Annotated in this window: 7 protein-coding genes; 1 reads left to right on the forward strand and 6 read right to left on the reverse strand. The window is 56.6% G+C overall.

From position 1 onward, the window contains the following. Positions 1-204 precede the first annotated feature (204 nt). The 6 genes from GGQ96_RS20780 to GGQ96_RS20805 all read right to left on the reverse strand — a co-directional run bounded on the left by GGQ96_RS20780 (position 205) and on the right by GGQ96_RS20805 (position 11261). Positions 205-3015 carry a hypothetical protein gene (locus tag GGQ96_RS20780; RefSeq protein WP_184117153.1) on the reverse strand — a complete coding sequence of 937 codons (2811 nt, stop codon included), beginning with the start codon at positions 3013-3015 and terminating at the stop codon, positions 205-207. A gap of 545 nt (positions 3016-3560) precedes the next feature. Then, on the reverse strand, positions 3561-4439 hold the full coding sequence (locus tag GGQ96_RS21900) for a DNA N-6-adenine-methyltransferase (protein ID WP_184117154.1): 879 nt from the start codon (positions 4437-4439) through the stop codon (positions 3561-3563). A 434-nt stretch (positions 4440-4873) separates the two neighbouring features. Further along, entirely contained in the window at positions 4874-6070 is a 1197-nt protein-coding gene (locus GGQ96_RS20790) for a GIY-YIG nuclease family protein (RefSeq protein ID WP_184117155.1), read from the reverse strand. After that, positions 6063-8270 carry a DEAD/DEAH box helicase gene (locus GGQ96_RS20795; RefSeq protein ID WP_246360759.1) on the reverse strand — a complete coding sequence of 736 codons (2208 nt, stop codon included), beginning with the start codon at positions 8268-8270 and terminating at the stop codon, positions 6063-6065. Before GGQ96_RS20795 ends, GGQ96_RS20790 begins: the two co-directional genes overlap by 8 nt. Further along, positions 8224-8511 carry a BrnT family toxin gene (locus GGQ96_RS20800; protein WP_184117156.1) on the reverse strand — a complete coding sequence of 96 codons (288 nt, stop codon included), beginning with the start codon at positions 8509-8511 and terminating at the stop codon, positions 8224-8226. Before GGQ96_RS20800 ends, GGQ96_RS20795 begins: the two co-directional genes overlap by 47 nt. After that, positions 8508-11261 (reverse strand): class I SAM-dependent DNA methyltransferase, encoded by a 2754-nt coding sequence (locus GGQ96_RS20805; protein WP_184117157.1) that lies wholly within the window; start codon positions 11259-11261, stop codon positions 8508-8510. Before GGQ96_RS20805 ends, GGQ96_RS20800 begins: the two co-directional genes overlap by 4 nt. Positions 11262-11361: 100 nt before the next feature. Between GGQ96_RS20805 and GGQ96_RS20810 the strand changes: the two genes are divergently transcribed. Further along, positions 11362-11541 carry a hypothetical protein gene (locus GGQ96_RS20810; protein ID WP_184117158.1) on the forward strand — a complete coding sequence of 60 codons (180 nt, stop codon included), beginning with the start codon at positions 11362-11364 and terminating at the stop codon, positions 11539-11541. Positions 11542-11594: the final 53 nt, after the last annotated feature.

Raw genomic sequence — 11594 nt, forward strand, 5'->3', positions numbered from 1 at the left:
GCGAGAATGAGGGTGATAGTGCTCGCCTTCGTTGAACTACTTCAGCGTGGCCACCATTGACATTCAACCTGAGGTCAATTCCATATCGCACTCGCGCCTCCTCTTTAGGATACAATTGGATCTTTTAGGAAAACACAATCTTATCCAATTAACTCAGGGGAGTAATTATGATAATCTGTCTATAGCTGTTATAGATTACTTCCCTCAGTGCTGAAATTCATCTTGTCGGATGAGCTTGGCGCGCATCACATCCAATGGGCTGGCGTTGGTATCGAGAGCAGCAAGAGCGCTTGCCTTGCGACGCACCGTGCGATTAGCCGTCACTGTCATGGCGTATCGGGCTCGTGACAACGGGGCACCAACCAATAGTTGGAAGAGGGTGAGATTGACTACCAAGTAGTGCTTCGCATCGCCGCGCTTGCGGAAGCCGAGGTTGCGCCCTGCCGTCTGGTTGAACTCATCAATATGGCGGTGCCGGATAAGGTCGGTGCTGCCTGTCCATTCATTCAACGCTTCGAGATAGGCGAATTCGTCTGGCGACACGAACACCATGGTTTGCAGGACGTGACGGCCGATCAGGTTATTTGAGCCACGGGCCCGCTGGTGGGTCATCGCATCCGGCAAGGCCTTCGTCTTGTTGCCCACAATGGCGATGTCAGGATCACTCAAGCGATAGGTCGCATAAAATGCCGGAAGGTTGCGCGCCGTGACCTTGCGCTTGGGCGTCACGACCACTTCATCACGCTTGATCTGGGGCGTGTAGAGGTCGTGAATCTGCCAATCGATATGGCACTTCCGCGCTACCACGGTTGGAACGGTTTCCGTAGTCAGAACCAGCACCTTGCGGGCCACTTGTGATGGCCACTGCCGTTCGATGACTGACCAACGCTGTCCGAGCGCAGCGGCATACGGACCGTCAGCCCCGATCGCACCATATTCCCCGCTGTCGCTAGTGACGACCTCCGCCCAATCATGGCCATGGTGTTCCATGATCAACATGATGTCGCCATAGGCCATGTCCGTGGGGTGCTGTGTCCGATAGGCGTCATAGGCGCGGACGCGATCAGTCGAATTGGCTCCCCACGCTTCTGGCGCATTTGCTACCATCGCGTTGACATACTGGACATGCACGCTGGGGGTAGCAGTGATGAGGTCAGCCGTTTTGACTTCATCGTGGATGAGAAGATTCAGGCGAGTTTCGTCTCGGCAGATGGTATTGTGGTCATCATCGCCGCGAACCAGCCAATAGGACGCAGCGGCCATCAAACGCGACGGTGAATTTAGGTGCCAGCGATGAGCCACGGCATGGACAGTAAACAAGACGGGCTTCCGTTCGCCAATCTCAGCCCACATCACCGAATGGTCGGCTATGAGGCGGGCAGTAATCATGGGCTGAATCACTTCGACTGCGTGGAGGATGTTGCGAAAGCCACCATTGGCGGCATCGCGCAAGCTGATCGGGGAAACCTTCAAGGCCGCACACGCCTCATTGTAGAGGCGTTCAAACGACTGAATGACGACGCCATAGTAGCCGCGCTTGGCATTGGTGGCGTTGAAGGCTTCCGCCTTCTCCCGCGCCGACTCATAATCGGCGAAGGCATACATGCAGAGACCAGAGCAATCCGCAGACAACCATGAATCTATGCGCGGGTGGTTGGCGAACATGCTGGTGGATTTGCTGATGCCTTCCGGGGCGCATATCCAACTTAACGGTGCGGCGGAATCGCGAAGAGTGTTCAAAATCACTCTGCCCATCTCGCGGCGTGCCGTCTCGGCATCGGTGACAGCTAGGGCAAAATCACGCTCAACCTCTGTGCGTTCGACATCGTTGATGGCGTGGAACTCCTCGCACCATTGCTCCATCATCTCACCCAAGGGGCGGGGCAGACGCGGCATGTTCTGATGAGTGAGGCCCAAGGGATTGCTGCCCGCAATGTGGGGCACTGTGTATCCTGCCTCCATATAGCTGGCCGGATTGGTATCCGTGATGTGGTTGGTGAAATAAGCCCGATAGGCACCAGCATAAGGGGCGAAATCCACGAACGCCGGGAAGGTCCGCTCATTATAAATCGACTTCATCTTATTGGCGCAAAAATCCAGCTCCGGGGTGGTGGCTGAAAACACCATTCCTTTGCCCTTGGACCCGCCTCCAGCGCGATCAACCTTCGCGGGCGCAACGAACAGGGTCGGGTCAAAAAAAGACGCTGTAGAGCCGCGTAGGGCACGTGAGCGGTAGTGTTCCCACATCACGGTTTGACCAACTGACTGACCTTCCTCGATACCAAGCGGATGGTTCGGCTTGCTGATGACGCGATTGCCGCCGGGATAGCGGCGCAACTGTTCCGGGAAGCGTAATTGGCGATCAGGTTCAGCCGTTGTGCCGAGGATAGAGACGACTTCCGGATGCAGACGGTCCCAATGACGCACCAGCCCGGCGCGAACATGCTCTGTGATGCCTTGGGCACGCGCTGTGGAAGTGGCGAAGCATATGTGGATGTGGAAGGATTTGTTGCCGCTGTAGACGACCGTGATCCCGGCGAAATCTACCCACTGTGAGCAATGCTCGAACAAGCGGCCGATCGGGCTGTCAAATTTGGTTTTGCCAGCGGAGCGCAGCCACGAAAGCTGTTCGGCAAAGAAGCTTGGTTCATTGTTATCGAATTCGAACGTCAGCACCTGATGTTCGCCCCACACAACTCGCGATGACGGAGCGTCCCATCTTTCGTTGCCATCCTCATCCATTGAACAATTGGGAATGGCCATGACGTTGCTGAAGAACGCGAGGTTGTTGGTTGATACTCGGCCTTCTGCGATTTGCCGTGAACGAATGTGGTTGCGTCCCGCCTCTTTGTTATTGGGCGATACGTGCATGTGGGTGTTGTGATTGGGTCGATAGAGTTGCGGCGCAATTATACGCTCGAACATCTCCGTCATGGGATTGTTCAGCGCTTGCTTAAACTGACGGGCGGCTTTGATACCCGCAATACGTGCTACATCTTCAATAATGTCATTCATTGTATTCCTTGCCAAACCCTGCCCGGTGAATGTGACGGGGGGCTACGGCAAGGTGTGTAGCTCACTATGGGTCATGACTCCGCAAAGTCCCCGTCACATTCTTATTTATATAATCGAGCTAAACCGCCTGTCATTATTTTAATTTTTACTTACTCACCGTGATTCATAGGTAAGTTCCAGAAAAACCCCCTTGTAAGAGCATTTCCTAAGATAATATATAAGCAAATGTCATTACGAGGGGGTTTTCACTAGCGCAAGGACCAATTCATTTACCTACTAGTTACGCAAGCAAGACACCACGCCTCTGTTGAAGGCAATTCTACCAACTATGGATCGTATAAGTGGGTAGGTCAGTATTTATAATTTCTGAACTAGACTTACCCGCCTTGCTTCGGATCGGAGGTGACGTGGTTAAGCCATTCGCAGCTGCTATCCTTTGTCGCACACGTCGCCTTACTTTTAGTCGACACAAGTTTTGATCCGGAGGTAGCTAACGTTGTTAGGCGCTTTCGACGCTTCGTCGAGAAGCGGCCATTGCACCCTCCCTATATTGTGCGAGGGAGCCACGCCGATGGAACAAGTTCATTGAAGCGTTTGATTCGATCCGACTCCGCCCCAAATATCACCGACATCATACTGAACGGCGCAGGGTGCCCCACACCCTCGGCCGAGAGAAAACGCATTCGTCCTCTTATCAACCCAACATCTGCCCGACTGGCGACACGGTCCTGAAATGTCCCGCTGTCCGTCCGGGCGGGTATTAACAGAAACACTGTCTCTGCTTCACCGCTTTCCCACGCATCAATGGCTCTGTTGAGCCATTTGACCAGCGCTGAAAATGGCGGATTCACAAACACTAGTTTTGATCCCGCCCATGAAGCCACTAGCCCGTCTTCAGGCAATATGATCCGCCGCTTTGCCACTACTGGCGATAGTTCATGACCACACGGGTCCAAGCAGATTGGGCCGAAGATGGTTTCAACATGCTCTAGGAACCAAGGGGGAGTAAACCGCTTATCCCGCTCAAGGCTGCGATCGAAGGCCCAAGACGGTCTAACGGGCTCTGCTTTCCGCGCCTTACTGCCGATAGTGCCGAGCACTGCTAGAAGGGACGCAACAGAACCCCTTCCACATTCGAGTGCGGCGACGGTTTTGCGCGAAATGCCAGCCATTTCAGCGACGTCAGCTTGCGAGAGACCTAGGTGGGCACGTCGGTTCCGAAGTTGCTCGTCGATTCGTGCTCCCCGAGCCAGACCAGAGAGATGGAAATCAAGCGCTGCCATAATAGAAATTAGATTTTCAACAGAGCCTACGCCCCGCTCCATCCGGGCGATAACCTGCCGATTGACGCCAAGTTGGTTTCCGAGATTGGTTTGTGAAAGGCCACGTGAACGACGTGTGGAGCGCAGACCAGCGAGTAGCATATGACGCAATTATGCTTCAGATATTGCCCACATGCCAGCGGTATGGCCACACTGGGTGATAAACGATCCTGCTGAGTGCGCACGCCCCGTCGGGCGTAGCGAATCTAAGGCTGGTTCCGAGAGGCAACGAGGCGAGTAATTGGTATGGGCGCAGATCTACGTTGTTCACGAGACATCATTGGCGCTATCGCCGTTACCGACAAGGAACTCGTGTCAGTTAACTGCCCGCTTCCAGAGGTAAAGACGCAGAAAGGTGTAGCATCTGCTGGGCAAACACGTTTATCGGCAATATGTAGTTGAGCTACATTCCTTTCGGACGTCCCACGATCATAGACCCGACAAATATTCGCAGTAGTGGCCCGTGCACGAATTAGTAGGGAGCGTCGCCGATCGGCTCGGTCTGAAGCCTCATCGATTGCCCTTGAATTGATCATTCAATTCATAACAAGTCGCCCCTGCATGGGATCATATCTGCATTCGGTAATGCTTCCGTCCCGGATGCGAGACACTGCCTCATCAATTACGACGAGGGGCACAAGGAACCACTCGCGCGGCTTCACCGGATTGCCAAAGCGATCCGTGATCGTGAGATCGATCTGCGCGGGTGCGAACACCTTGTGAATCAGCGCTTCAAGCCGCCGCCGATTGATGTTGAACAGCTTGTAGGTGGAGACGACCTCTACACCGGCGAGCAGGTAGGTAGCATCCTTCTCCACGCCTGCTAGCCGCGCCTCGACGGTGCCGCCCGTCACGCCGATTTTGTGCAGCACCTCGCGATGTTCAGCTACAACCGGGTGCGTGGAGTTGCTTCTCAGCACGTATATGGTGCCACTCTCGGTATCGTCGTTGTTGGCTTCACTTTTGAACAGCGGTCCCGCTGACGGCTCGGTGATCCGTCTGCCCGCCTCGTCCTTGTAGAGCGCACGCTGAAGCGAGCGGAGCAGCATATCGCTCTCTGTCGCATTCGAGTAGATCACGCGCAAACGAGCATCCGCCTGACCGTTTGGCGCTCGAATCGGCTCACCCAACTTCGCTACATAGGCGATCTGCCCGCCAATGATGAAGAACTGCCCAGTAGTAATGTCGGCCTTTAAAAAGCCAGCATCCCTGACGAAGGGACGGGTTCCCCGCACGCCCGTTTCCAGATCACGCTCAACCTGCTCAAACAGCGGCTTGAACTGGTCGAAGTCGGCGCACCGCTCGCGATTAGCGACCTCATCGGCGGCGCGGCGTTCCTCGCGTGAAGGAACGTGGCGGAGCTTTGTTATGTCACCCGTCGCCTCGATGCCCTCAAGCTCAGCCAGCAGCGCATCGCTGTCGAGGTCCTCGGGCTCAGATTGATCCTGCTGGTCGGCTAGATCGAGCAGCCCGAAGCGGTCGAGGTCAGCTAGCAATGCACGGCTATCGAGCTGCGCTCGCAGCCGGTCCAATCGGACGGCGTAGAGCCGCTCGAAGATGTCACGATCTTCACCATGCTGGGGCGCTCGCCCGTGCTCCTCACGGAAGCGCACGATGTCTTCGAACCCGGCAATGATCCGCTCTTCCAGCGGCGTGTAGGCGGAGCGTTTCGGCTGCGGCTGCGCGAACTCATCGAGTTCAGCGCGAAGCTCGTCGAGGTCGAGATCAGGCATATCGACCCTCGTCCTTGAAGCGCACGAAGGCGGAAGCGCCCTCAGCGAGGCGCTTTTCCCATGCATCACCGGAGTTTATAGACGGGAACCGTCCGTGTTCTCGCTTGAACCGCACAGCACCCCCGGCCAACTCCTTTGCCTCCTCCGGCGTCAGCGCCGTCCGCCGCGCTGAAATGACGGCATGCACCTGCTTCAGCACGGCCTCGTTCGTCGCTTTGGCGAGCACCGAATAGGCCGCTTCAAACGGGTTGATGCTGTCAATTAGGTCAATGTCGAGGTCTCGCACGTCCATCGCGATCTTCCGCACGCCGTCGATCAGCGCGGTGTTAGTCCGGTCCTCTCCGCCGCTGCCGCCCTCACCCGCCAACTGCTTGGCCTTTTGGGTGAGGTTCAGGGCAGCAACGGCGTGCTGGCGCACGGCCTCTTGATCGTCGTTGCTCAGGTCCGGGTAGCGGTCGCGCACAATTTTGCCCATGCGAACCTGCGTCAGTTCCTGCGGCACCACCTCCTCGTCGAAGAGACCGCGTTCCAGCGCCGTATTGTCCTGCACGAAGGCGGTGATGACCTCGTTCAAGTCCTCCCGGCAGATGCGCGAAGCCTCCTCGCTTTTGGGCTCAACGAGCCCGTTGATTTCGAAGTGGTAAAGGCCACGTTCCTCATTCACGCCGACGTTGGTTTTCCCTTCTTGGTAGCCATCAGGACCGTAGTCGAAGCCGTCCAGCTTGCCGTTGTCCTTCGGCGTGAAGTTGAACCGAGGGGCGAGCACCTGCTCCATGAGGAGGCTGGCGGCGATCGCCTTCAGCGTGTCGTTGATGGCATCCACAACAGCGGCCTCCGACGCATCCGGCTCGGCGATCAGGTTGGTGAAAGATGCAGTTTCCTTCCCCGGCGCGTCACGGGTTGCGCGCCCGATGATCTGGATGATTTCAGTGAGGCTGGAACGGTAGCCGACTGTGAGCGCGTGCTCGCACCAAATCCAGTCGAACCCCTCCTTCGCCATGCCGAGCGCGATGATGATATCCACATGGTCGCGATCGCTGCGATGCTTCGGGTCTTTGAGCGCCGCCAGCACCTTGCCACGCTTCGCGTGATCGGAGTCATCGACCAGATCGGCAATCTTGATCAACCGCCCATCGCGCAGCTTCACGCGGTAGAAGCCAGTCTCGGGGTCGGCACCCTGCCACTCTCCGAGATATTCCATGATCTCCTCGACCTCCTTGATCTTGTCCTTCGTGCTCTCGCGCGAGTTGACCGAGGGAATGTGGACGATGGTCTTGCGGGTAGGGTCTAGCACCGCCTCGATCGCTTTGAGATAGCGGCCCGTATAGAAGAAGTAGCCGATGTTGAGCGCCTTGAGATGCTCGTAGCCGTTCAACTGCTCGTAGTAGGTGTAGGTGACCGTTTCGAATTTCGCCTCATCCTCTGGCATCAAGACGGGCGCAGCGTCACCCCGGAAGTAGCTGCCGGTCATCGCGACGATGTGGACCTGATTACGCTTGATGAACTCGCCAAGCTGGCTGCCGAGCCGGTTGTCCGGACTGGCGGAAACGTGGTGGAACTCGTCCACCGCGATCAGCCGACCATCGAACGCCTCCACCCCGAACTGCTCGACCGCGAACCGGAAGGTGGCATGCGTGCAGACCAGCACGGTGTCGTCGCTGGCGAGGAACTGCCCGACCGCACGGACTTTCGAGGGATCAACCCGCTCCTCATCCGGCCCCGGCGTGTTGCACAGGTTCCATTGGGGTTTAACCACCCAGTCGGCCCAGAAGCCGAATTTGGACAGCGGCTCGTCCGCGAAGCTGCCTCCGATGGATTTCTCAGGCACGACAATGATCGCCTGTCGAATGCCCTGATTGCGTAGCTTGTCCAGCGCGATGAACATCAGCGCTCGCGACTTGCCCGAGGCGGGGGGCGACTTGATCAGCAGATACTGCTCGCCGCGCCGGTCATAGGCCCGCTCCTGCATGGTGCGCATGCCAAGCTCGTTCGCCTTGGCGGATGCGCCAGTTCGTGCGGTCTTAAACGCGACGGCAGGGACTGCTTTGCTCTTCTTTGGCGCGCCTTGCCTCAGCGTTGCCCGTGCGAAGAAGCTCTCGCCACTCTCTACGATGTCCGAGGTGTCGATCGTCTCCTCCCTTATGGCTGCAATCTCAGCTAAGCGCTTTTTTGAGATAGGCATGAAAGTGCTTTCGTTCATTTGCTGTCGCCTTACGGGCGCTGATGATGCGACATTTACCGCTTCGGTCTGTGTGGATCACGCAGACCACCACCTGACCATATAGGAGCCCATAGCTCTTCTCTCGAATCTCATCGTGCCATCCCTCATCCTCCGCCGAGAGCACTGGGCCCTCGAAGATGGCCGAGGCCTCTTCGAAGCTGACCCCATGCTTCTTGAGATTAGTTTCGCTTTTTTGTTGATCCCACTCAAACTGTGTCATCGCCGAGCAACCGCTTTCGAATATAGCTCGAACAGCTTCTCCAATCGCTCCGTGTCGTTGCGGAAGCGGCGACCGATGTAGACTCGTTCGAGCACCTCGTCGTTAGCTTCATGGGCGGCGCGTAGGCTGGGGAAGTCGCGATCCATGCGGTCGGGATCATACATTTCGGCGATGGTGGCGGGGAAATGCGCCGCGCGCGCGAGCAGGATGTTCTCAGCCGCGCGGGTCAAGTCCGCCTTATGCCGCTGGGTCAGAGGCGGGACTGGGAAAGTATTCCAACCAAGGGTGTTTGTGTAGGAGTATCGCATCTCAAGACGGCCACACACAGTCCCGATCCAAGCGATATGCATAGAGGAAACTAACAAGGAAAACGTCCATAGATCGCCGTCGTAAATACCATATGCCCTGTTAGAGATTACCTGCGGATATGGAAGCAAATCAGCGGGCAAATAGGCTCTATTTTCCGAGGAGACGGCAGGCATAGCCACTGTCCACCTACGTGCTTGGTTGGTTTCACGAAACTGGTGTGGTCTCTCAGCCATAGCAACCACGTTTGGATCGGAGTTTGAGCGTCTAAGATCAGCAACCTTGTCGAGGCGGTCGCGCACCAAAGGGATGGCTTTGGCCTCTTCGACTTGGGCATCCTTAATCCAGAGGCAATATCTCGGCTTACCGTCAATAATCTCTGATGATCCACTAATGCGTGCCAGAAAAGGCGAGGAGTTTGGAGATTCGTGGATAAATGCAGACTTCTCCTGAAAAGAAAGAAGCAGATGCCCTCCTTCGTAGGGCATATTACCCCTTACCATTTCGCCAAGTGAACAAATGGAAGACGAGTGCTTAGCTATCAGGGTGGTTACATTGGGAACAAGGTAAGGGCCTATCGAATCAACCACCCTCAATGTGGTATGATTGTTTCCGGCCGAGGAATAGAGTCTAGCGGATTGTATGTAAGACGTTCTAAGGCCGATTATATTTACAGTGACGCCAGCATTCTTAGATGCCAAGTTTCGCCACTTAAAAGACTCGTGCGCAAACTCGATGTTGCCACCAAGTTTGTAGATAATTGGCCAAAATACTGTAGCATGCTGACCTTGCGAAACTGTATTTATGGTCACAAAAGCACCAGAACAATCGCAACGTTTGCTATACTCCACTAAACGCAGAAACCATCCGGTAACATAGTTCAGTGCCCGCCAAGAGCGAGTATGAGCCTCGAACAGCAGTCTCAGGTCAAGTTTTTGATCCGGTGATTGGTCATTTGTCCAAACATAAGGCGGGTTTCCACAGATGTATGTCTCGCCACCAGTGTTCTCAAAATCGATTTCCGCCTGATCCAGCGGTGTCCCGAACAGATCGTCGCCTGCCAGCTTCACGCCGCTGCCCGTAGGAGGGCAGATGCTGAGCCAGTCGAGCCGGAGCGCATTTCCGCACGTGATCCAGTTCTGCGAGTCCAGCGGCAGGAACTCGGCCAGCGCCTCCTGCTGCCCGCGATAGAGCACATCCGCCTGATATTCGGCGATGATAAGCGCGAGGCGCGCGATCTCAGCCGGGAAGTCGCGAAGCTCGATACCACGAAAGTTGGTGAGCGGGATATCAGACCTACGATCGGGCTCACCGCGTCGTCGGTTCACCTCCGCCTCGATGGCCCGCATCTCCTTATAGGCGATGACGAGGAAGTTGCCGGAGCCGCAGGCCGGATCGAACACCCTGATCCGCGCCATCCGGTTGCGCAGGTTCAGGAGCTTGCGCCCGTTGTCGCCCGCTTCCTCCAGTTTGCTACGCAGGTCGTCGAGGAACAGCGGGTTCAGCACCTTCAGGATGTTGGGAACGCTGGTGTAGTGCATTCCGAGCGCGCCGCGCTCCTCGTCGTCTGCGACGGCTTGGATCATCGAGCCGAAGATGTCCGGGTTGATCTTGCGCCAGTTCAGCCCGCCGATGTGCAGCAGATAGGATCGTGCTATTTTGCTGAACCGGGGCGTCTCCGTGCCGCCGCTGAAAAGCTGGCCGTTCACGTAGGGGAATCGGCTCGCATAACGTGGGACCTTAGCGGCTTCGCGGTCTTCAGGCTTGATGTCCATCGATCGGAACACCTCGCTAAGGATTACATGCGTGTCAGATGCATCGCGCGCGCTCATTTCCTCCATGGTGCTGGTGAACAGCTTCTCGCCACGAAATATATCGGTGTCTTCGGCGAAAAAGCAGAAAATCAACCTTGCCATAAAGTGGTTCATATCGGCTCGGCGCTCGACCGTCCGCCACTCCGGGTTGTCGGTGAGAAGCTGGACATAGAGCCGGTTCAGCCGCCCCGTCGCCTTGATGTCGAACGAGCTTTCGCGGACCTGCGGGACGGTGGTAATGCCCGCGAGCGGCAGGAAGAAGCCGAAGTGATCCGGGAACTGAGGATAGGCGCAGGCGACCGTCTCGCCGCTGGTCATGTCCTCGGCTTGAAATGCCTCACCATCGGTGGCGAGGATGAACCGCGCCTTGGCCGAGATAGTCTTGTGGCTGGCCCGCAATGCCCGCAATGTTGCATCGACCTCGCCAATCGGGCATGTCGCGATGTGGATGTTGCTCCGCTGGAGCACGGCACCGGGCACGTCCGACTGGTTGGTGGAGCCAGAGCGCAACCGCTTGATCGTAGTTTCCGGGTTCCCGAATGCGCGGAGGAACTCGAACGGGAACTCGCCCGCCTCAAACGGCTCTTGGGCGAGGGAAGAAACGGCGTCATCGATCTCAACGGGGTTCATGCTTGCGCTGATACCTGACCGGCAAGGGAGCGCCAACGCCGTTTCACGCCACCGAAGATCGTGCTGTGTTGGCATCAAGCGGGCGGAACTGGGGGGCGCGATGCGCGCCAAGGACTGGAAGCTTAACGATGTGCTGCAAAAGCGGCAGCAATGGGTGATACCGGTCTACCAGCGCCACTACGCATGGGAAAAGCGTGAGGACAAACAGCTTCCGACTCTTTGGGCCGAGAGGCTTGCCGAAGCCGCTGATCAGGTTTGGCCGGGACTCGGCTCCGTGTAGGTATGGAACCAAGCCAAATGTGAGAGTGCTCGATTGGCTTTCGACATAATTGT

This window comes from Sphingomonas abaci (assembly GCF_014199625.1).
GTDB lineage: Bacteria > Pseudomonadota > Alphaproteobacteria > Sphingomonadales > Sphingomonadaceae > Sphingomonas > Sphingomonas abaci.